Source organism: Microbispora sp. ZYX-F-249 (assembly GCF_039649665.1).
Classification (GTDB): domain Bacteria; phylum Actinomycetota; class Actinomycetes; order Streptosporangiales; family Streptosporangiaceae; genus Microbispora; species Microbispora maris.
Window position 1 is genome coordinate 283,823 of record NZ_JBDJAW010000003.1, and the last position, 20,421, is coordinate 304,243.

25 protein-coding genes and 1 tRNA gene are annotated in these 20,421 nt (G+C 71.0%); 16 read left to right on the forward strand and 10 right to left on the reverse strand.

The genetic code is table 11. The features are described from left to right. Positions 1–7: 7 nt before the first annotated feature. Positions 8–508: a DUF1360 domain-containing protein gene (locus AAH991_RS05805; RefSeq protein WP_346224689.1), complete on the reverse strand. Its 501-nt coding sequence runs from the start codon at positions 506–508 to the stop codon at positions 8–10. Between the two features lie 55 nt (positions 509–563). Between AAH991_RS05805 and AAH991_RS05810 the strand changes: the two genes are divergently transcribed. After that, entirely contained in the window at positions 564–1,160 is a 597-nt protein-coding gene (locus AAH991_RS05810; protein WP_346224690.1) for a nucleotidyltransferase family protein, read from the forward strand. A gap of 112 nt (positions 1,161–1,272) precedes the next feature. On the opposite strand, the gene AAH991_RS05815 is transcribed toward AAH991_RS05810, so the two are convergent. Further along, positions 1,273–1,635, reverse strand: coding sequence for a PRC-barrel domain containing protein (locus AAH991_RS05815; protein WP_346224691.1), 363 nt, complete (start codon positions 1,633–1,635; stop codon positions 1,273–1,275). 160 nt (positions 1,636–1,795) lie between these two features. On the opposite strand from AAH991_RS05815, the gene AAH991_RS05820 reads away from it, so the two are divergent. Beyond that, positions 1,796–1,872: transfer RNA gene (locus AAH991_RS05820), tRNA-Lys, on the forward strand. Positions 1,873–2,034: 162 nt separating this feature from the next. Here the strand turns inward: AAH991_RS05820 and AAH991_RS05825 are convergent. Next, positions 2,035–2,235: a hypothetical protein gene (locus tag AAH991_RS05825; protein ID WP_346224692.1), complete on the reverse strand. Its 201-nt coding sequence runs from the start codon at positions 2,233–2,235 to the stop codon at positions 2,035–2,037. A 166-nt stretch (positions 2,236–2,401) separates the two neighbouring features. Between AAH991_RS05825 and AAH991_RS05830 the strand changes: the two genes are divergently transcribed. Together AAH991_RS05830 and AAH991_RS05835 are read left to right on the forward strand one after the other, a co-directional pair. After that, positions 2,402–3,301 carry a 2'-5' RNA ligase family protein gene (locus AAH991_RS05830; protein WP_346224693.1) on the forward strand — a complete coding sequence of 300 codons (900 nt, stop codon included), beginning with the start codon at positions 2,402–2,404 and terminating at the stop codon, positions 3,299–3,301. A 117-nt stretch (positions 3,302–3,418) separates the two neighbouring features. Continuing rightward, positions 3,419–4,759, forward strand: coding sequence for a DUF2786 domain-containing protein (locus tag AAH991_RS05835; RefSeq protein ID WP_346224694.1), 1,341 nt, complete (start codon positions 3,419–3,421; stop codon positions 4,757–4,759). A 90-nt stretch (positions 4,760–4,849) separates the two neighbouring features. On the opposite strand, the gene AAH991_RS05840 is transcribed toward AAH991_RS05835, so the two are convergent. From AAH991_RS05840 to AAH991_RS05850, 3 genes are all read right to left on the reverse strand, one after another. Further along, positions 4,850–5,731: a hypothetical protein gene (locus AAH991_RS05840; RefSeq protein ID WP_346224695.1), complete on the reverse strand. Its 882-nt coding sequence runs from the start codon at positions 5,729–5,731 to the stop codon at positions 4,850–4,852. Then, complete coding sequence (locus AAH991_RS05845; RefSeq protein ID WP_346224696.1) at positions 5,626–6,465, reverse strand: hypothetical protein; 840 nt, start codon at positions 6,463–6,465, stop codon at positions 5,626–5,628. Before AAH991_RS05845 ends, AAH991_RS05840 begins: the two co-directional genes overlap by 106 nt. 222 nt (positions 6,466–6,687) lie before the next feature. Then, positions 6,688–7,416, reverse strand: a complete 729-nt coding sequence (locus AAH991_RS05850) for a GntR family transcriptional regulator (RefSeq protein ID WP_346224697.1) — start codon at positions 7,414–7,416, stop codon at positions 6,688–6,690. A gap of 140 nt (positions 7,417–7,556) precedes the next feature. Here AAH991_RS05850 and AAH991_RS05855 point away from each other — a divergent pair, with 140 nt between their 5' ends. Genes AAH991_RS05855 through AAH991_RS05880 form a run of 6 tightly spaced genes read left to right on the forward strand, consistent with a single transcriptional unit; the run spans position 7,557 to position 13,293 of the window. Beyond that, positions 7,557–8,816 carry a sugar ABC transporter substrate-binding protein gene (locus AAH991_RS05855; RefSeq protein ID WP_346224698.1) on the forward strand — a complete coding sequence of 420 codons (1,260 nt, stop codon included), beginning with the start codon at positions 7,557–7,559 and terminating at the stop codon, positions 8,814–8,816. 1 nt (position 8,817) lies between these two features. Next, entirely contained in the window at positions 8,818–9,762 is a 945-nt protein-coding gene (locus AAH991_RS05860; protein WP_346224699.1) for a carbohydrate ABC transporter permease, read from the forward strand. Continuing rightward, complete coding sequence (locus tag AAH991_RS05865; protein WP_346224700.1) at positions 9,759–10,577, forward strand: carbohydrate ABC transporter permease; 819 nt, start codon at positions 9,759–9,761, stop codon at positions 10,575–10,577. Before AAH991_RS05860 ends, AAH991_RS05865 begins: the two co-directional genes overlap by 4 nt. 5 nt (positions 10,578–10,582) lie before the next feature. Further along, complete coding sequence (locus tag AAH991_RS05870) at positions 10,583–11,854, forward strand: beta-N-acetylhexosaminidase (protein WP_346224701.1); 1,272 nt, start codon at positions 10,583–10,585, stop codon at positions 11,852–11,854. 36 nt (positions 11,855–11,890) lie between these two features. Further along, positions 11,891–13,108 carry a cellulose binding domain-containing protein gene (locus tag AAH991_RS05875; RefSeq protein ID WP_346224702.1) on the forward strand — a complete coding sequence of 406 codons (1,218 nt, stop codon included), beginning with the start codon at positions 11,891–11,893 and terminating at the stop codon, positions 13,106–13,108. Next, entirely contained in the window at positions 13,009–13,293 is a 285-nt protein-coding gene (locus AAH991_RS05880) for a hypothetical protein (protein ID WP_346224703.1), read from the forward strand. The genes AAH991_RS05875 and AAH991_RS05880 overlap by 100 nt, the downstream gene beginning before the upstream one ends. A gap of 47 nt (positions 13,294–13,340) precedes the next feature. Here the strand turns inward: AAH991_RS05880 and AAH991_RS05885 are convergent, their stop codons facing one another. Next, a complete protein-coding gene (locus tag AAH991_RS05885; protein ID WP_346224704.1) occupies positions 13,341–14,132 on the reverse strand; it encodes a class II aldolase/adducin family protein in 792 nt (263 codons plus the stop codon). A 152-nt stretch (positions 14,133–14,284) separates the two neighbouring features. Between AAH991_RS05885 and AAH991_RS05890 the strand changes: the two genes are divergently transcribed. Next, a complete protein-coding gene (locus AAH991_RS05890; protein WP_346224705.1) occupies positions 14,285–14,965 on the forward strand; it encodes an HAD family hydrolase in 681 nt (226 codons plus the stop codon). Between the two features lie 76 nt (positions 14,966–15,041). Next, positions 15,042–15,734 carry a hypothetical protein gene (locus AAH991_RS05895; RefSeq protein WP_346224706.1) on the forward strand — a complete coding sequence of 231 codons (693 nt, stop codon included), beginning with the start codon at positions 15,042–15,044 and terminating at the stop codon, positions 15,732–15,734. On the opposite strand, the gene AAH991_RS05900 is transcribed toward AAH991_RS05895, so the two are convergent. Next, a complete protein-coding gene (locus AAH991_RS05900; protein WP_346224707.1) occupies positions 15,724–17,064 on the reverse strand; it encodes a helix-turn-helix domain-containing protein in 1,341 nt (446 codons plus the stop codon). The two genes, AAH991_RS05895 and AAH991_RS05900, sit on opposite strands and share 11 nt — an antisense overlap. Positions 17,065–17,230: 166 nt before the next feature. On the opposite strand from AAH991_RS05900, the gene AAH991_RS05905 reads away from it, so the two are divergent. Continuing rightward, entirely contained in the window at positions 17,231–17,458 is a 228-nt protein-coding gene (locus tag AAH991_RS05905; protein ID WP_346224708.1) for a hypothetical protein, read from the forward strand. Positions 17,459–17,476: 18 nt separating this feature from the next. Here the strand turns inward: AAH991_RS05905 and AAH991_RS05910 are convergent, their stop codons facing one another. Both AAH991_RS05910 and AAH991_RS05915 read right to left on the reverse strand, forming a co-directional pair. Further along, complete coding sequence (locus AAH991_RS05910) at positions 17,477–17,680, reverse strand: hypothetical protein (RefSeq protein WP_346224709.1); 204 nt, start codon at positions 17,678–17,680, stop codon at positions 17,477–17,479. Positions 17,681–17,702: 22 nt separating this feature from the next. Further along, on the reverse strand, positions 17,703–18,536 hold the full coding sequence (locus AAH991_RS05915; RefSeq protein ID WP_346224710.1) for a type I restriction enzyme HsdR N-terminal domain-containing protein: 834 nt from the start codon (positions 18,534–18,536) through the stop codon (positions 17,703–17,705). Positions 18,537–18,789: 253 nt separating this feature from the next. On the opposite strand from AAH991_RS05915, the gene AAH991_RS05920 reads away from it, so the two are divergent. From AAH991_RS05920 to AAH991_RS05930, 3 genes are all read left to right on the forward strand, one after another. Then, complete coding sequence (locus AAH991_RS05920) at positions 18,790–19,383, forward strand: PadR family transcriptional regulator (protein ID WP_346224711.1); 594 nt, start codon at positions 18,790–18,792, stop codon at positions 19,381–19,383. Between the two features lie 120 nt (positions 19,384–19,503). Then, positions 19,504–19,914 (forward strand): SgcJ/EcaC family oxidoreductase, encoded by a 411-nt coding sequence (locus tag AAH991_RS05925; protein ID WP_346224712.1) that lies wholly within the window; start codon positions 19,504–19,506, stop codon positions 19,912–19,914. Then, complete coding sequence (locus AAH991_RS05930) at positions 19,911–20,366, forward strand: hypothetical protein (RefSeq protein ID WP_346224713.1); 456 nt, start codon at positions 19,911–19,913, stop codon at positions 20,364–20,366. Before AAH991_RS05925 ends, AAH991_RS05930 begins: the two co-directional genes overlap by 4 nt. The last annotated feature ends 55 nt before the right edge of the window (positions 20,367–20,421 follow it).

The following is a 20,421-nucleotide window of genomic DNA, read 5'->3' on the forward strand; positions in this document are numbered from 1 at the left end:
CGCTCGCTCATTCAGCCGCCTTCATCAGGCGCGCGTAGGCGAGCTGGAGCCAGTCGGAGATCGCCACGGCCGCCATGGTGGCCCCAGCCAGCCGGGTCACCCGAGGGAAGAACACGGTGCCCGCCGCGTATCCGGTGGCGATCCACTGGGACAGGCAGAACGGGCAGGTCAGCAGCTCGCCCACGGCATGCTGCAGTCCGTGGCCGCGGACCTCCTCCTTGAGCTCCGCCGGCCCGGAGACCCCCTCGTACCGGGTGAAGGGGGCGCGGATGGGGCTGGTGACCGGGTCCTTCGCGAGCGTCCGCGAGAGCCGGTGCGTGAACAGCCCCATGAGCATGAGGTCCATCACTTTGATTTTCTCGGGGCCCGTGCGGCCCGTCAGTTTCGCCGCGGTCAGCAGCGCCCCCACGGCCCCGCCGTACACCGCGAGAACCCGTGTGTACGAGGCGAGCGGACGGCTCTCCTCGCCCTCGTACTCGCGCTTGATCTCCTGGAGGGTCTCGGTCATGAGCGCGCCCTACCCGGGATTGTTTGCGGCGAACATGGCTGGGCAAGCGACGTGAGTGGGTAGTCACAGTCACGAAGTCACCGACGCGATTCTTGAAACGCTCAAGCGCGCCGGGGCCGGTCTCAAGGAGGCCGGGGTGCGCTTCGCCCTGGCCGGAGGCTGCGCCGGCTACGCGAGGGGCGCCGCGCCATCACTGCACGACGTCGACTTCGCCTTGGTCGAGGAAGACGTCCCGCTCGCGCTGAAAACCCTGGAGAGCCTGGGTTTCCGGACCGCGAAACCACCGGAGGACTGGCTGGTCAAGGCGTTCGACGAGGAAGGTGTGCTCGTCGACCTGATCTTCTCACTCGCCGACAGGCCCGTGACCGAGGCCATGATCGCTCGAGCCGAGCCGATCAACACCGCCGCGCTGAGCCTGCCCGTCCTCGAAGCCACCGACCTTGTGATCTCCTGGATCCTGCCGCTGTCGGAGCACGCCTGCGACTACGGCTCGCTGCTGCCGATGGTCCGCGCCATGCGGGAGCAGGTCGACTGGGACCGGGTCGCCTCGGTCGCCGCGCCGTCGCCGTACGCATCGACGTTCGTCACGCTCCTGGAGCGGCTGCACATCATCGCCCCTACGACACCTCGGCCCGACAGCACCTGGCCCTGAGAGGCCCGCTCCGGCCGCCGTCCCGGTCCATGCGGAGGAGGGGCCGGGAGGGACCTCCGGGGGAGAAAAGAAGGGGGCCGTGCCGCCACGGCGGCGCGGCCCCCTTCCGCCGTCACATGGACGAAGTGCGGGGGAAACGCCCGTAGTACTCCCCGACGCGGTCCCGGTAGCCCGGCTCGCTCATCGCCGCCTCGTTGAACTCCGGCGCGTTCTTGATCTCCTGTTTGGTGCGGCTGACGAAGACCTTGCGATCCTGGAAGTCGATCCTCGTCACCACACTCGCGGGGAGCATGACCTTCTTGCCGAAGATCCACGGGCCCGTGTCCACGACGATGTAGCTCTGGCCCGCCTCATAGGTGGCCTCGTCCACGGAGCCGATCTTCCCGTCCACGGCCTGCACGTCGTATCCGGCGATGTCCATCTGCTGTCCCGTGCCGCTCACGGTGTCGGAATACGACCAGAGATCCGGTGTCATGGTGCTCACTCCCTTCGTCGTCACTCTCCGTACCCGAAGGGGAGAAGGGGAACATCCCGGACACGTAAGGGCAGGACATCATCTGGTCGCCCGCCATCCGCCACGACCGGTCACGCCGTGGCGCGGAACACCTCCGGATGCCGCTACTCTTATGGGGCGGGCGCCGCTAGCTCAGTTGGTTAGAGCAGCTGACTCTTAATCAGCGGGTCCGGGGTTCGAGTCCCTGGCGGCGCACCACAAGAAGGCCCGGGTCGGCACAGCCGACCTGGGCCTTTCGCATTCGGGGCGCCGGGAGTCATCTCGTGAGGTCGGCTCGCCGCCGGAGCATCCTGACCGCGCCGGACGGCGAACGCTTCCAGGCTTGGGGCAGTGGGCCGGCCCGTACGCGGGGGCGCGGTGTCAGCGGGAGGTCTCGTACCAGTGGTAGGGGATCGACCAGTCCCAGTGCTCGGTCTCCTCCTGCTCGCGTGCGAGGTGGGCCGCGTCGGGGGCCCAGGTCAGCGTGCAGGCGACGCCGAACTGGGCGGCCCAGTACCGGCCGAGCCGTACGAATCCCTGGCCGAGAGCGAAGACCATCCGCTTCACCAGCGACAACACCATCGGGCACCACTCCTTGCACGATCAGGCTCGGCACCAATGTGGCCCAGATCACCAGGTATCTGGAAATAAAGATTTAATCTGCCCGAATCCTCCATGTAAATGCCCAGAGGGTACGAGATGCGCCCCACGGCCGTACGCGTGACCTTGCGGCGGGAGGATGTCGGGCATGGCACCCTTCGAGATCGGTGAGACCGCCCTGGTGGTGGAGGTTCCCCCGGCCGAGCCCCTGGCCGGGGGCCTGCGGGAACGCTACGGCTTCTCCCCGGCGTACGGCATGCCCGCCCACGTCAGCGTCCTGTGTCCGTTCCTGCCGCGTGAGCGCCTCGACGCCGGCGTGCTCGCCGGCCTGCGGAACCTGTTCGCGGCGCGGCGGCCGTTCGAGGTCGCGTTCGCACGGGCCGCCCGTTCCGGGGACGTGCTCCACCTCGCCCCGGAGCCGGACGGCCCGGTGCGGGAGCTCACGGAGGCGGTGGCGGGCCGCTGGCCGGAGGCCGTGCCCTACGGAGACGGGCCCGCCGTGCCGCACTTCGCGCTCGCGGAGGGACTGCCCGGCGACGCGGGTCAGGCGGCCGGGCCTCCCGTGACGACGCACGCCGGCGGTGTGACGCTGCGGGTCTTCGACGGCGAGAGCTGGCGTGCGGAGGCGTTCTTCCCGCTGGGCGAGCCGCCGGTGGCCGAGTTCGCCTTTCCCGGGCCGCTGCGCGAGCGTCTGGTCGCGGCGATCCTGAGCGGGGACAAGACGGCCACCGCGGGCCTGCTGGCGGATTACGAGCACTGCGGCGACCCCCTCCCGGTGACCGGCCGGTGGTCCGCGCTGATCGACTCGGCCGGGCGGCGCGTGGCGCTCCTGGAGACGACACAGGTGCGGGTGGTGCCGATCCGCGAGGTCGACGAGGCGTTCGCCCGCGACGAGGGCGAGGGGTACGAGACCGTCGCCCAGTGGAGGGCCGACCACGAGCGCTTCTGGACCGGCCCGGAGATGTCCGCCGTCCTCGGCGGACCACCGGTGATCGACGACGACACGCTGATCGTGGCCGAACGCTTCCGTCTGCTCGGACCCCTGTGACCACCTGTGGATAACGTCACGGCGCCGGTGGCCGGGCCTGACAGAATCGCTCGCACGACCCGACCGGGCGGCCGTCGAGGGCCGCCGGAGGGGCGCCGATCGGGGGAGGGCGAGCGGATGATCGGGGCGAACCGGCGGCGTGCAGCCGGAGAGCGGGAAGACACGCCGCGGCGGAGCCTCGGGCCGCCGGGCGAGGCCGCCTGGAGCTTCCCCTGGTCGTCGCAGTCCCCCGGGCGGGCGGCGGAGGAGCTGGTGGCCGAGCTGCTGTCGGCGGCGCTGGAGGCGGGGCGCCGCCGTGACGAGGCCGAGTTCCGGCGATGCGTGCGGGTCCTCGCACAGGGCCAGGGGCTGCGCGAGATCGTGGACCGCGCCCTGCTGGACGCGCTGAACCGGCACGTGACACTCGCCTGGGAGCGCGGCTGGCAGCCCGCCGACGTCGTCCGGCTGGCCGGGCGGCGGCTTGAGGCCCGGCACGTCCGCCTCGCGACCGACGCCGTCGCGGCCGAGATGCGGGCCTACGCCGCGGCGACGGTGGACGAGCGCTGGCTGGACCAGCTCGCGGCCGTCGGTGCGACGGTGTGGTGGAGCCGCGACGGGGAGTACCTCCGCGAGGACGGCGACCGGATCGGGATGGTCGCCTGCGCGCTGCGGGTGATCCGGCTACTGGCCACGCTGCCGTCGCTGGAACGGCTGTGCCCGGTGCCGGGAACGGCCCGCCGTACGCCCGGCTCCCCCGGCGGCGCCGTGGACGAACGGATGCTCGCCCGGGTGCGGGCACTGCTGGCCAAAGCCGAGTCGACCGAGTTCGAGGCGGAGGCCGAGACGTTCACCGCAGCGGCCCAGTCGCTGATGGCCCGGCACAGCATCGATGCCGCGTTGCTGGCCGCGCGGACGGCCGGTCAGGGAGGAGCCGGGCGGCCGGAGGGACGCCGGCTGGGCGTCGACGCGCCCTACGAGGGTCCGAAGGCGATGCTGCTGGACGTCATCGCCTCGGCCAACCACTGCCGCTCGGTGTGGAGCCGGCATTTCGGGTTCGCCACCGTGCTCGGGTTCCCCGCGGACCTGGCCGCGGTGGAGGTGCTGTTCACCTCCCTGCTGGTGCAGGCCACCACGGCGATGACGCTCGCGGGGTCCCGCCGTGACGGCCTCGGCCGTTCCCGCACGCGGTCGTTCCGGCAGTCGTTCCTCGCGGCGTACGCGCAGCGCATCGGCGAGCGGCTGCGGGAGGCGGCGGGACAGGCGATGCGGGAGGCCTCCGCCGACACCGGGCGCGACCTGCTGCCGGTGCTGGCGGCACGGGAGGCCGAGGTCGAGGCGAGAGTGGAGGAGCTCTTCCCGACACTGACCATGGTCGGCGCGGGCGCGATCAGCAACCGGGAGGGCTGGATCTCGGGCCGGGCCGCCGCCGACCGTGCCGTCCTCGACCCGCGCGCCAAGGTCACCCGGGGAGGCGCGTGATCCGACCCCGCGACGCCCCGGCCGCGGCAGGTGCCCGACGGCCCCGGCCAACGTCAACGCCGGCGGCACGGGCCGGCCGTGCGTCGGGCCTCAGGCATCGAGCAACTCGTGCGGCCCCCAGCCGTCGGCGTCCTCCACCACCCGCAGGGCCAGCTCCGCGGGGCCGGCCATGTCGAGCGGGGTGACGCCCGAGACCGCGTGACCGTGCGCGAGCCGGTCCAGTGCGGCGCCCACGAGCGGCCCGGCCGTCCGTACGGTCGAGGGCAGCGCGATGGATCGCGTCGAACCGCCGTGCAGCACGATGTTGCGCTGCCGGTAGAGGCGCCGGAAGCAACCGCGCAGATAGCGCTCCACGCGGCCGAGGGTCACGGACGGTGCGGCGACCAGCTCGCGCATCCGTCCGAGCGCGGCCGTGGTGACGGGGTCGTCCACGCGCACGACCGGCTCCCCGCTCAGCCACCGGACCATCCGCCTGGCGCGTTCGCGGTTGTTGCCGCCGAGCACGTCGAGGTCGCGGCACAGGCGAGGGTCTTCCTCGCGGATCCGCGCGTCGTAGCTGAGGGCGGTCAGTTCGGCGCGTGGCCAGCCCGCCGCCACCAGCGCGGCGGCCCGGTCCGCGGCCACCGCCCGCCCCTCCTCGCGGTCGGCTTCGTCGGTGTCGCAGAAGAGCAGCGACTCGATGGCGGCCCAGGCTCCCGCCACGGCCGTGCTCGGCGAGCTCTCCGTGAGCGGCGCGGCGAGTTCGAGCGCGTCGTCGATGCGCAGCCCGTGCGCACCGGCGTCGGGCAGGTCGTAGAGCACGCCGACGCGTTCCAGCGACAGCACGGTCACCGCGGGGTCGCCCCGCCGGAAGTCCTGTGGTTCGGTCAGCCCCGAGATGAACACCTTGGGGTAGACGTCCAGCGCCGTCTGCCCCCGCCGGTACCGCACCCTGTTGCGGACCCGGTCGAACGACTCGGTGACCTGCTGCACCGCCGAGACGTGGTCGCGAGCCCGTACGCGAACAGCAGGCCTCCGCTCGCGCGAACGCCCGTAACCTGTGGAAACTCCGTCAGCAGCCGCTGGCGCACCTCCTCCTGCGACAGCCAGTGCGAGGACTTCAGCGCGACCTGCGGCGCGGGCACCTTGTCCTGGAGGACGATCACTCCCTCGTAGCCGAGGTCGCCACGTGATTCCAGCTCGATGAGGAGATCGATCAGGTCGACCGGGTCGGCCGATCCGGCGAGCCGTGTCTTGATCTCACGCCGGAGGAAATCCTGATGAAAGCCCTCGTCCAGGAGGTGAGCGGCGATGCACCGGGCGGAACGTTCCACATGAACGCGGCCAGAGGTGAGGAGATCGCGCCAACGACGAAGATAGCCGTCGGCCACGAGGTCCGACAGGAGCGCCAGCGCGCGCTGGCTGCGGGCACCCGGCTTGATCGGCCTGACGCAGATCTGGTGCAGGTGCCGGCGGATCAGCCCGTCTCCCAATGCGCTGTCGGTCTTGAGCCTGGGGAGCAGCGACTCCCGGGCATACCATGCGAGGGAGGCCTGCGAGAGGACGTGGCGTCCCACCCAGTCGGCCGCCTCCACCGCCTCGCGCAGGGCGAGGACCGTGCCCACGTCCCACAGGCGGCGCTGCCAGGGACGCCACGATTCCAGCAACTCCTGGATCCGGGCGGTGACCAGAGCACCGGTTTCAGGCCTGCTGCTGACGGCTCCCATCGGCGAGGTACCCCTTCGACTGAGTGACTGCTGCGTTACTGCTTGCGCACAGCCCGCCGGGGAAAGTACTCTCAGAAGGAACTTAGGCAGGGGAGTCGCCCGGAAGGGCCGCTCCCCATCGCCTTTTCCGGGGGGTGTGCGGCACCCAGTGTGGCCGATCGAAGACTCGCTGATCACTGTTTTCGCACATCTCGTGTACGTTGCGTGACCGTCTTCCGGAGGTCAGCCGGAGGAGTCGTCGAAGTGGAGCTCCGAGGTGATCCGGTAGCGGTCGCCGCGGTAGATGGACCTCGTGAACTCCACGACCCGGCCACCGGCCTCGCGGGCCGTGCGCTCGATGAGCAGGGCGGGGGCGTGCTGGGGGACGCCGAGCAGCTCGGCCTCGGTCTCGTCGGTGACAGTCGGCTCGATGCTCTGGGTGGCGCGGCGGACGTCGACGCCGAACCTCGTGCGCAGGAACCGGTAGAACGACCCGGACACCATGTCCTCGGGCCGCAGGGACTCGACCAGGCGGTGCGGGAGGTGGATGCGCTCGATCGCCATCGGCTCGTCGTCCACCAGGCGCAGCCGTACGACGCGCAGGACCGGGTCGGCGGGCGAGACCTGCAGGCGGTGCGCCAGCCGGGCGGTGGCCGGGGCCGAGTCGAACTCCAGGATGCGGCTGAGCCAGGTTCCCTCGGCGGCGGGGGCGTGGAAGGAGTCGTCGCCGGCCGCGAGGGGCTGGGTGACCTTGCGGCGGCCGGTGAACGTCCCCCGCCCGTGCTCCCGCACGAGCATGCCCTGCCGTACGAGCCCGTCGATCGCCGCGCGGAGGGTCGGGCGGGAGACGCCGAGCTCCCGGGACAGGTCGCGTTCCGAGGGGATGGCGGTGCCGGGCTCCTTGTCGGCGATCAGGTCGAGCAGGACGTCTCTGACCCGGTCGCGCTTGAGGCCCGCTGGAAGTCTCTGCACGCCCCAGACCTTACCAGTAGTTGACCACTCCTCCCCATCTCGGCCTGGCGATAACCCGAAATATCGCCTCTTGACAGCCCGACTGGTTAAGACCACTCTCCTCTCAATGGTTTACCAATAACTGACCACTGGGAGGACCGATGAGGTTACGCCTCCTCGCCGCGGCGGCCGCGTTCAGCCTCACGCTCGCCGGTTGCGGCTCGGCGTCCGAGCCCGGGACATCCGGACAGACCGGTACGGCCACGCTGACCGTGTGGTTCATGCGCGACAGCCTGTCGGACGCGATCGTGAAGCGGTTCACCGACGACTTCCAGCGGTCGCATCCCGGAATCACCCTGAACATCCAGATCCAGGAGTGGGACGGCATCGGGCAGAAGGTCACCAGCGCGCTGGCCAGCAAGGACGCCCCCGACGTCATCGAGGTCGGCAACACCCAGGTCGCCGAGTACGCCGCCAGCGGCGGGGTCGGGGACCTCACCGGCAAGGTCGCCGACCTGGGCGGCGCCGACTGGCTGCCCGGCCTGGCCGAGCCGGGGAAGATCGACGGCAGGCAGTACGGCATCCCCTGGTACGCCGCCAACCGAGTGGTGATCTACAACAAGGACCTGTTCGCCAAGGCCGGCGTCACCTCTCCGCCGAAGACCCGCGACGAGTGGATCGGCGTCACCACGAAGCTGAACGAGGGCGGCGTGCAGGGCATCTACCTGCCGGGCCAGAACTGGTACACCCTCGCGGGGTTCGTCTGGGACGAGGGCGGCGACCTCGCCGTCGAAGAGGGCGGCCAGTGGAAGGGCACGCTCGACACGCCGCAGGCGCTCGCCGGGATGGCGTTCTACAAGCGGCTCCAGTCGCTCGGCAAGGGGCCGAGGGACTCCGACGAGGCCAGGCCGCCGCAGGCCGACGTGTTCGGCAAGGGCGACGTCGCGCAGATCATCTCCGCGCCCGGCGGCGTGGTCGCGATCGAGAAGGCCAACCCGGACCTCAAGGGCAAGCTGGGCTTCTTCCCGATCCCCGGCAAGACGGCGGACAAGCCGGGCGCCGTCTTCACCGGAGGGTCCGATCTGATCATTTCCGAGGCGTCCGCGCACCCCGACGAGGCGTACGAGGTGGTCAAGGCGCTGGCGGGGGAGAAGTTCCAGCTCGACATGGCCAAGGAGATGAGCTATGTGCCCAACCGCACCTCGTACGCGGGGGTCCTGAGCGGCGACGAGGCCACCGCGGCGATGGCGGCCGGGGCCGCGGCCGGGCACGCCACGCCCAACTCGCCCAACTGGGCGGCCGTGGAGGCCAGGAACGTCATCAAGGAGTACATGACCAAGGTGCTCACCGGAGGCGACGCGGCCACCGCGGCGAAGGAGGCCTCCGGAGTGATCACCACGATCCTCAACACCAGGTCCTGACATGGCGCGCGCCCTCGCCCGCACGGCCCGTCCCGCTCTCGTCGTCGAGTCGAGAACCCGCAGGAAAGGCGCGCTCTGGCCCTACCTGCTGGTGGCCCCGGCCCTGGCCGCCTTCGCCTGCCTGCTCGTCTACCCGCTGGCCCGCAGCGTCGTGATCTCCTTCCAGCACTTCCGGCTGGGCGAGTTGATCAGGGGCGGGGCGGCCTTCGAGGGCCTCGCCAACTACGCCGAGGCCCTCGGCGGGCCGGAGTTCTGGGCGGTCGTACGGCGGACCTTCCTGTGGACCGCCGCCAACGTCGTACTGATCATGGTCATCGCGACCGCCGTGGCGCTGATGCTGCCGCACCTGGGGCGCCGGATGCGGCTGGCCGTCATGAGCGGGATGGTGCTCACCTGGGCCACGCCGGTGCTGGCCGCGACGACGATCTTCCAGTGGCTCTTCCAGTCGCGCCTGGGCGTCGTCAACTGGGTGCTGGTGCGGCTCGGCTTCGACTCCTTCCGCGACTACACGTGGTTCGCCGACGGACGGGCGACGTTCGCGATCCTGGTCGCGCTGGTGGTCTGGCAGTCGGTGCCGTTCGCCGCGCTCACCCTCTACGCGGGACTCACCACGATTCCCGGTGAGCTGTACGAGGCGGCCCGGATCGACGGAGCCGGATCGTGGCAGGTCTTCGGCCGGGTCACGTTCCCCATCCTGCGTCCGCTGTTCGGCCTGATCACGTCGCTGGAGGTCATCTGGGTCTTCACCTGCTTCGCGCAGATCTGGGCGATCAGCAAGGGCGGCCCCGGCGGCGCCACCGCCACGCTGCCGGTCTACGCGTTCCAGATCGCGCAGTCGCTGCACCGGTACGACCTGGGGTCGGCCGTCTCCACGCTGACCGTGCTGATGCTGCTCGCGGTGCTGGTCGTCCACCTGCGGCGGATGTTCCGGGAGGAGGGAGCGTGAGGAGGGCCGCACTCAACCTGGCAGCCGTGGGCGTGCTGGCGGTGTCGGTGTTCCCCGTCTACTGGATGGTGATCACCGCGTTCAAGCCGACGGTGGACATCCTGACCGAGACCCCGGCGTTCTGGCCCGTTCGGCCGACCCTCGACCACTTCGCGACGGCCGTACGTGCCGCCGGGTTCTGGACGTTCTGGCGCAACAGCCTGGCGGTCACGCTCGGCGCGGTGCTACTCGCGCTGGTCGTGGCGCTGCCGGCCGCCTTCGCCGTGGCCCGGCTGCGCTGGCCGGCGCGGCGCGGGTTCATCCTGATGGTCTTCGTCGCCCAGACCGCCCCCTGGTCGGCGCTGCTCGTGCCGGTCTACATCATCGCCCGCGACGCGGACATGCTCGACCGGCTGCCGACGCTGACGCTGGTGTATTTCGTCACGACGCTGCCGTTCACGATCGTGACGCTGCGCGGGTTCATCGCGGCGGTCCCGCCCGAGCTGGAGGAGGCCGCGCTGATGGACGGCTGCGGCCGGGCCGAGGCGTTCCGCCGGGTGGTGCTGCCGCTGCTCGCGCCGGGCCTGATGTCCACGTCGCTGTTCGGCTTCATCACCGCATGGAACGAGTTCGCCTTCGCCAACGCGCTCATGATCAAGGACCAGGGCGACCGTACGCTGCCGATCTGGCTGTCCGGGTTCGCCAACGTCTTCGGCACCGACTGGGGCGCCACCATGGCCGCCGCCACGCTGTTCATGCTCCCCGTCCTGCTCGTCTTCCTCGTGCTCCAGCGCCGCGTGTCCTCCGGGATGATCGCGGGCGCCGTGAAGGGATGACCCAGATGATGATTCCGCGGCCCCGCGAGGCGGCCGTGCTCGGGGGAACCGTCACGCTCCACGACGGCCTCGTACGGCACGCACCCGACGATCTCCGGCTGGGAGAGGAGGGGTATCGCATCGACGTCGCGCCGGACGGCGCGGAGCTGACGGCGGGAGGACCCGCCGGGCGCTTCTACGGCCTGCGGACCCTGGCGGCGCTCGGCCCCGAGGCGCCGCTGTGCCGCATCACCGACCGGCCCGCGCACGTCTGGCGCGGGGTCATGCTCGACGTCGCCCGGCACTTCATGCCGAAGGACTTCGTGCTGCGGCTGATCGATCTGCTCGCGGTCCACCGGCTCAACCGGCTGCACCTGCACCTGACCGACGACCAGGGCTGGCGGCTGCAGATCAAGCGCTATCCCCGGCTCACCGAGGTCAGCGGGGAGCACTACACGCAGGAGGACATCCGCGAGATCGTGTCGTACGCCGCCGACCGGTTCGTCACGATCGTGCCCGAGATCGAGATGCCGGGGCACGCCCAGGCGGCGATCTCCGCCTATCCCTGGCTCGGCAACCACCCGTCACGCCGTCTGCCGGTCCGCGACTCGTGGGGGATCAGCCCGCACGTGTTCAACCTGGAGGAGGCGGCGATCGGCTTCTGCCGGGACGTGCTCGACGAGGTCATGGACCTGTTCCCCGGGGAGTACGTCCACCTCGGCGGCGACGAGTGCCCGCCGGACGAGTGGGCGCACAGCGAGGCGGCGCTGCGGCGGATCGCCGAGCTCGGGCTGCCGGGCCCGGACGCCGCGCGGGCGTGGTTCACCTCCACCGTCGGCGCGTACGTGACCTCCCGGGGCCGGCGCCCGATCCACTGGTACGACACACCCGGTGGGCCGCCGGGCGTCACGGCGATGACATGGCTCGACCACGAGAGCGGACCGCGCGCGGCCCTCGAAGGGCTCGACGTCGTGCTGGCTCCGCACACCAGCACCTACCTCGACTACCCGGCCGACGCCCCCGGCCCGCACGGCCGGATGCTCTCCCTCGCCGACGTGTACGGGTTCACGCCGCCCCCGGCCCCCGAGGGGGCGACGGGCCGGATCCTCGGGGCGCAGTGCCAGCTCTGGACCGAGTACATGCCCACCCCCGAGCACGTCGAGGCGATGGCGTTTCCCCGGTTGTGCGCCTTCGCCGAGGTGGCCTGGGGCACGGCGGGGGACTACCACGACTTCCTGCGCAGACTCCCCCCTCATCTGGAGTCCCTGGGCGTCCGGCCGGGGCCGGTCATCCCCTGAACTCCGCAACCCACCCCCCATGAAAGGAAGACTGCGGTGTCACGAAAGCTCTTGTGGGGCGGCCTCGCGGCCGTCCTGCTGGCCGCGCTGGTCGTAGCGCTGCCCGCGCAGGCGGCCCAGTCGCTGCGCCTGCGTTACAAGACGAGCGCGACCGGCGCCACCGCCGACCAGGTGGAGCCCTGGTTCGACCTGGTCAACAACGGGACCACGGCGGTGCCGCTGAACACCGTCAAGATCCGCTACTACTTCAGGGCCGACTCACCGGCGCAGCAGTACCGCTTCGCCTGCTCGTGGGCGGTGATCTCCTGCTCCACCGTCACCGGGACCTTCCAGACGATCTCGCCGGGCACGGCCACGGCCGACCGTTACCTGGAGGTCGGCTTCACCTCCGGCAGCCTGGCGGCCGGCGCGTCGACCGGCGACCTGCAGCTCCGCTTCTACCGGGCCGACTGGCAGACGATCCGGCAGAGCGACGACTACTCCTTCGGCCCCGCGCGCACGACGTACGGCGACTGGGACAAGGTCACGGTCCATCAGGGCGGCACGCTGGTGTGGGGCACCCCGCCCGCGGGTGTGACCGACCCCTCGCCGTCCCCGTCCCCCTCCACATCGCCGGGCGGGCCGGGCGGCGGCAGCGGGGTCGTCTTCGACGACTTCGCCTACGCCTCCTCGTCCGACCCTCAGATCACGGCGCACAACTGGACCGTACGGACCAACAGCGGCGGCCCCGGCGTCCCCGGTGCGAGTTGGCCGGCGTCCAACGTGAGCTTCCCCGTCGTGAGCGGGAGCAACAAGGCGCTGCAACTGCGGGCGGCCACCGACGGCACCGCGGGAGGCACCTCGCAGGCCGAGTTCCTGCACCAGCGCAAGTTCTTCGAGGGCACGTACGCCGCGCGGGTGAAGTTCGCCGACGCCCCCGACAGCGGACCGGACGGCGACAACATCGTGGAGACGTTCTTCACCTCACGCCTCTCGCGTACGACCTCGACCCGGACTACAGCGAGCAGGACTTCGAGTACCTGCCGAACGGCGGCTGGGGCGCGCAGGGCCCGATCATGTACACCACCACCTGGGAGACCTACCGCAACGAGCCCTGGCTCGCGGTCAACACGCACACCGAGCGGACGGCGAGCTACGCCGGCTGGCACGACCTCGTGCTGCAGGTCTCCGGGGGCACGGTCCGCTACTTCATCGACGGCACGCTGTTCGCCGAGCACGGCGGCGACTACTACCCCGAGACGCCGCAGTCGGTGAACTTCAACCTCTGGTTCATCTCCGGCGGGTTGCTGGGCAGCGCAACCCCGCGCGTCTACACGCAGCAGGTCGACTGGTTCTACTTCAGTAAGAACGAGGCCGTGGCTCCGGCCGAGATCACCTCCAGGGTGAACGCGTTCCGGAGCGCCGGCACCACGTGGAAGGACACCGTGCCCATGCCGTAGCCGGTGCCGCCCGGGCCCCGGCGGCGTGCCGGGGCCCGGGTGACCGGTCAATCGAGGAGATCGGGGTCGGAGGCGAGGATCTGGTCCAGCAGGGGCTGGAAGTTGATCCAGCCGACGAGGTCGTTGCCGATCTGGCCGTGCGTGAGCTTGGCGTTCTCGTGCGAGATGGGCACCGTCGGCCCGGCGGCCTTGGCCGCGAGCTGCGCCTGGCAGCTGCGCTCCATCGTGATGAACCACCAGGCCGCCGCCTCCACGCTGCCGCCCACGGTCAGCAGCCCGTGGTTGCGCAGGATGACCGCCTTGTGCGAGCCCAGCGCCCGCGCGATGCGGCGGCCCTCCTCGGTCTCCACGACCACCCCCGTGTAGTCGTCGAACAGGGCGTGGTCCTCGTAGAACGCGCAGGCGTCCTGCGTCAGCGGCTCCAGCAGCGTCCCGAGCGCCGACATCGCCTTGCCGTACACCGAGTGGGAGTGGGCGGCGGCGACCACGTCGGGCCTGGCCCGGTGCACCATCGAGTGGATGGCGAACGCCGCCTGGTTGACGTGGTGGCGGCCCTCCACCACCTGGCCCTCGTGGTTGACCAGGATCAGGTCGCTGACCTTGATCTGCTTGAACGACATGCCGAACGGGTTCACCCAGAAATGGTCGGTGTGCTCCGGGTCCCGGGCCGTGATGTGGCCGGCCACGCCCTCCTCGAAGCCGAACCTCCCGAACAGGCGCAGCGCCGCCGCGAGCCGCTCCATGCGGTGGCGCCGCTCCTCCTCCACGGTGGCGAAGGCCGGCGGCAGCCGGAAGGCGAGCTGGTCGGCGGGCACGGGCTGCAGGTCGGACAGGCTCATCGCGACTCCCAAGGCTCGTGGGGCGTACCCGTCCAGCCTGTCCTCCGCCGCCGTCCCCTGTCCATGCCGGAACCGAATGTTCTTCGGTGCCCCTGGCGGCTTCGGTCCTGTCCGACAGGGCAGTGGAGGCCGACCGAATCCGCGTAAGGTGCATGCAGCGTGAGAGACGGGAGGTACCGATGCGGCTGGAGGCCGTCTTCTTCGACGTCGGAGAGACCCTGGTGGACGAGACCCGCGAGTACGGCACCTGGGCCGACTGGCTGGGCGTCCCGCGGCACACCTTCTCCGCCGTGTTCGGCGCCGTGATCGCGCGCGGTGGCGACTACCGGGACACCTTCCAGCACTTCCGCCCCGGTTTCGACCTGCACGCCGAGCGGGAACGCCGGGCACAGGAAGGCCAGGCCGAGACGTTCGGTGAGGAGAACCTCTACCCCGACGCCCGGCCCTGCCTGGCCGAGCTCCGGGAGATGGGGCTGCGCGTCGGCCTCGCCGGCAACCAGACCGCCCGCGCCGAGACCATCCTGCGCGCCCTGGATCTGCCCGTGGACGTCATCGGCACCTCCGACGGCTGGGGGGTCGAAAAGCCCGACACGTCCTTCTTCGACCGGCTGGTGACGGAGGCCGGCTGCCCGGCGGAGTCCGTCCTCTACGTCGGCGACCGTCTCGACAACGACATCCGGCCCGCCCAGAAGTCCGGGCTGCGCACCGCCCTCGTGCGGCGGGGCCCATGGGGCCACATCCTCCGCGACGAGACGGCGGCCCGGGCCTGCCTGTTCCACGTCGACTCGCTGGCCGAGCTTCCCGCGCTGGTCCGCAAGCACAACGGCGACTGACGGCTCAACCGGCTCCGCGCGGACCTGGACCGATGGGGGAAGCCGAGCCGGGCCACGAGCCTCTAGAGTCGCGGGGGTGGAGCTCGATCACGATGCCGACATCACGCCGCTGCTCGGCCGCGACTGGAGTGCGGTGAACCACCGGGACGCGCTGGCCGATCTCGCCAGGCTCGGCTGGACGCCCTGCGGCGTGGGCGACTGGGCCGTCGGGCTGCGCTCGCCCCGCGGCCTGTCCGCCGCGCGGATCTGCCCGTTCGACCCGGCCTATCCGGCCTTCCTCGAACTGTGCCGTCGCTGCCCCGGCAACCCGTACCTGCCGCAGGTGGCGCTCGCCGAGGCTCTGGACGGCGGCGGCTCGCTCACGGTGCTGGAGTTCCTGGCCCCGGCCGCGCCGGAGGAGGCGGCGGAGGTGGCCCGCCGATGGCGCGAGGGGGAGGGCGACGAGGCGTTCGACGCCGTACGGCGCACCGCCCTCACGGTGGACGAGGAGTGGCGGGCGCGGACGCCCTGGTGGGACGGGATCGACCTCAACCACGGCAACGTCCGCCGGGCGGTGGACGGGAGGATCGCGCTCGTCGACGTCTTCTGCATGGACGGGGCGTCGTTGTACCGCCAGGTGCTCGACGACTCCGCCGTCGTGCGCGAACGCCTGTCCACCGCCGCGACGCGACACCTGCTGGACATCCCGTACATCGCCCGGGAGAGCTCTCCGGCGGAGATCGAGGCGCTGCGCGCGGCGTGGCGGGCGGGGGCCGCCGTCACATCGTGAGCTCGGGGTGCCTGGCGCGGCCGATGTCGGTCAATCGTTCGTCCAGCACCCGCGTGTCCGCCGCGGGCGGCAGGACCTTCAGCACGCCGCGGACACGGTCGTGCCCGATCGCGTACCACTGGTCCTCGAGCGCGTCGACCGCCTTCCGGAGATGCTCGGCGGCCTGGTCGCCGTCGGTGGAGGCGTGCGCGGCCGCGAGGTCGGCGAGCAGCACCGAGCGCTGCTTGCCGCCGTTCGGGCCCAGGTCGTCGAGCGCCTTGCGCAGCCGGCGGGCCGCCTCCTCGTGGTTGCCCGCCGTCAGGGCGCTGTAGCCGGCGAAACCGTCGAGCCTGGCCCGCTCGAAGAAGTCCAGCCAGGACGGGTCGTCGCCGCTCGCGTCGATCATGTGGTCGGCGCGGTCGATGTGGCGCATGCACTCCTTCGGCTCGCCGCAGCGGGCCGAGATCTCCGACGCCACGCAGTGAAGCCATGCCCTGGTCAGCGGGCTGACGCCGTGCCAGGCATGCGCGAACGCCGCGTCGAGCAGGCCCAGGGCGTCCGTTCGGTGGCCCTCGAAGCCCGGCACGAACGCCGCGTGGGCGAGCACGGCGGCGGCCAGCGGGTGGTCCCCGCACTCGCGGGTGGCCGACAGCGCCATGCGGAACAGCCGCGCCGCGGTGGGGCCGTCGTTCAGGTCGAAGAAGGCGACCCTGCCCGACAGCAGGGCCGAGCGCGCGGCCGCCTCGGCCAGCGTGTGCCGGACCGCCCCCTCCGGCGCCGCCCGCAGCAGGCTCATGCCGAGCCGTGTGTGCGCGACCGACGCCTGGAAGATGTCGTCCGGCGGCGAGGTCCAGTAGAGCGCGGCCTGCTTGTCGACGACCCGGGCGAACGCCTCGGCCGACTCGGCGTCGACCCCGCGCCCGCGTTCCACCGCCGCGGGAAGACGCTCGCCGCCCTCACCGAGGAGCGGAGCGAGCACGCCCGCGCCGAAGAGCCCCCGCAGGAACGTGGAGCGGTCGATGCCGTCTGCGGCGATCATGCTCAGCAGCCTCCGTATCTCGTCCACCACCTCCGTGACCGGCCGCATGGCCATCTCGTCGGGGGTGAGCAGTCCCAGTTCGCTCGCGGGCTTGTCGAAAATCGTCACCAGATGCTTGCGGTAGCGCGGATCCGGCCACCGCTCGCCGGTCTCCCACCGCCTGACCGTGTTGGCCGTCAGGCCGGTGTCCTTCTCGCCGCACGACCGCATGGACGTACGAATGCGTTCGCACAGCTCCTCGTAGGACCACCCGCGCTGCAGGCGTTCCCACGCGAGCCGGCGATTTTGCGGATGGCGGTGGTTGGCCGGCATGTCGCACCCCCAGCACACTGTGTCAGCGTGACACGCTGACACTACGGGAGATTCTGTGTTCGCGCGGCTACTGGCTGTGATTGGACGTCCTCTGGCTGATACTCCAACCGCTTCAAAAGCGCTTAGCTTGGCCCACTTCCGCGAGCAGCCGTTGGAGATGGGTGACATGACCACGCTGGAGGACATCGCACGAGACCACGCCGGCTGGATCATCTGGCGGTCGGACGTCGGCCGCTGGTGGGCGACCAGGCGCGGCCCGGTGAACCTCGACGCGATCCGCAGGGGATGCGCGATGACGCTCGACGCCGACGACCCCGAGGCCCTCGCCGCGGCGCTCACGGCCCAGGCCGAGCTGACCGCCGCAGTCGCCGCCGACGCCGCGACGACCGGGTGACGGGGGCCGCCGGCGCGGTCAGCGGCCGTGCCGCAGGCGGTCCCTGATGTAGTGGACGACGTGGACCGCGCAGGCGCCGTTGTCGGCGCCTGCGCGATCGGTGACGGTCAACTCGGCCGGCGACGGGCATGACGAACCGCCCCAACTGCACCGGCGTTCGTGCCCCTTCGTGCCCGGCCGGTAGTCGCCCGCTTCCCAGAACTTGATCTGCAACAGATCCATCCGCCCCTGCCCCTCCGCTGTCTCAGGCGAGGAGATCGGGCCTGAGGACGTCCGCCTGCAGGATGCGCTCGATCTCCTTCTCGTCCGCATTGTGTCCCGTCTGCCGCCGGAGCTCCTTTCGTACGGCGTCGAGGATCACGGGCGTGAGGAGAACGCGGATGAGAGATTTCGGCGCCGTCGCCGCGCGGGCCTTCCACAGGTCGTCGATCAGTCGGCGCTTGAACGCCTCCTTGCTGAGGTAGAAGAGCGCGTCGGCCTTCCCACTCAGCCCCCCTTCGTCGAGGAGGTCGACCTCCAGGGCCAGGTCGACGACGACCGGGAGGCCACCGGTGAGGTGGTAGACCTGCCACATCTGCCCGTTCGTCAGCACCATCCATTCGACGCCCTCGTTCACCGCGTACATTTGCACCTGCCGCAGGTGTTTGACGCCCAATTTCTGCGTGCACCGCTTGACCTCGATGAACGCGGCCAGCTGCTTGTCCACGCGTATGCCGTAGTCGGCGAATTCGCCTTTGACCTGGTATTCGGTGGTGAGATCTTCGTATTTGTCGTACCCCAGCCCCTCGCAGAGGAAATCGGTGACGAGCAGGCGGGTGTCGCCCTCGTTGGCGTCGCGGGCGATGAGATCGCTGAGGGGCTTGCCGTATCGGCGAATCGCCGTGCGGATGCGGATGCGCGCCTCGGATTCCCACTTCGGCATGGTCCGAGGGGTGGCGGGCGCCTTCCGGGTTCCGCGAACGTCGCCCTCAGGCGTGAGGGAGGCTTGAGTCGCATCGGGTGTGACGAGGGCCTCGGACGTCTGCTCGGTCATCGGGTGCACCTTCTCCTCAAAACGCTCGGGTCGTTTGCCGGTCATCGACGTGACGGTGTTGGACGCGTTTCCGCCCCCGAATGGTTACCGCCGTAAATATCTGTTCAGCAACAAATGAAATTGCGGCCGTATGTCTCAAATTAGGATTTATCCGGTTATGTACGGTCATTTCGACCGCCATGTTCGAAGCCGAGTCGGTGTGCCTCGCGGGGCGCCGTCCGTGTGCCTCGGAACTGGGGGTTCCACGTCGTGTTGCGTCTCGCTATAGTGCGGATTGCACTAAGGCGATGGGGGAGTGATGGGGCGGGCGGACAGGGATCTGGTCGGGCTCACGGTGCTCGCCCTGCTGTCCGTACGGCCCGCCCACCCCTACGAGCTGCACCGGTTCGTCATCGACACGCACAAGGACTACATCGGCGGGCTGCCCCGCAGCCTCTACCACGCGGTCGACCGGTTGGCCCGCGACGAGCTCATCGCTCCGGTCGAGACCAGCAGGGAGGGCCGCCGGCCGGAACGCACGGTCTACCGGGTGACCGAGGAGGGGCGGGCCGAGCTGAGCACCCGGCTGCGCCGTCTCCTGGAACAGCCGGACGGCGACACCAAGGTCTTCCTGGCGGCGGTGTCGCTGATGGGATGCCTTCCCGTCCCCGAGGCGGAGCGGGCGCTGAGCACCCGCGCCGCCACGCTGGAGGGCGCGATCGTCGCGGCCGACGCGCACATCGAGACGCTGGGCGGCTCCGGCCTGCCGCGCGTGCTGGTCCTCGAAGTGGAGTACGACCGGGCGATGAAGGCCGCCGAATTGGAGTGGGTCCGTGCGACCCTCGCCGAGATCCGGTCCGGCCGGATCACCTGGAGCACCGAGACGAACGCCGGGCAGCTCGACCGGCAGTGATGCGCCGGCCGGATGCGCCAACATCCGGCCGGCGCCCGACCCGACCACCGCGAAGCGGCCGATCAGGGCTCGCACTCGAAGGATAGGCGGCTTCGCGGTCATCCGAAAGGAGCCGTAGCGATGCCGGAAACCGCATCCGATGACATCCACCGCCTGCTGGACGCGCTGACCGCGGCCTGGAACGACGGTGACGCCGCCGCCTTCGCGGGGCTTTTCACCGAGGACGCCGACTACGTGACGTACTTCGGGGCCCGCATGGAGGGCCGCCGGGCAATCGAGGACAGCCACCGGGCACTGTTCGAGGGCCCGCTGAAGGGGTCCCGGCTGGGCGCGCCGGCCGCCGCGCCGCCGCTGCGGAAGATCCGCCTGCTGAGCCCGGACACGGCGCTGGTCGTGATGACCGGGGGATCGTCCCTGCCGGACGGCGGGTCCGATCCGGGCCGTGACTCGATCATGACGTTCACCGCGGTCAGGGAGGGCGACGGCTGGCGCCTCGCGTCGTTCCAGAACACGCGGATCGGTGCGCCGTGACGCCTGCCGAGACCCCGCTGTGCGAGGTGCGCGGCGTCGTCGAGGCGCCGGTCGACCGGGTGGCCGGCCTCATCCTGCGGGTACGGCCGGGGCCGGTGGGGCGGCACAACTGCTTCCCGCTGGCGGAGCACGGCGGAACGCTCACGGGGGGACCGGACCGGTTCGTGCTCGCCGCCCCCGGGCACACGATGACCGTCGAGGTGGGACCGGACCGGCTGGCCGTCCAGGGCGGCTGGTGGTATCGCGGTGAATACCGCCTCGCCCCCGATCCGGCCGGCACGCTGCTGGTCCACCAGGTCCGCAACGTGGCTGAGCGCCTGCGCTGGGGAGTGCCCCTGGCCAACGGGTTCTTCCGGCGGTTCGGACCGCGGACGCGCGAGGGCTTCGCCGTCCTGCTCGACCGGGTGGGAGCCGAGCTGGGCTGCCCGGTCCGCCTGCTGGGCGGGCGCTGAGAGGCCCCGGCCCGGTCCGGCCCGGCCCGGTCCGGCCCGGCCCGGCTCGGGCCGG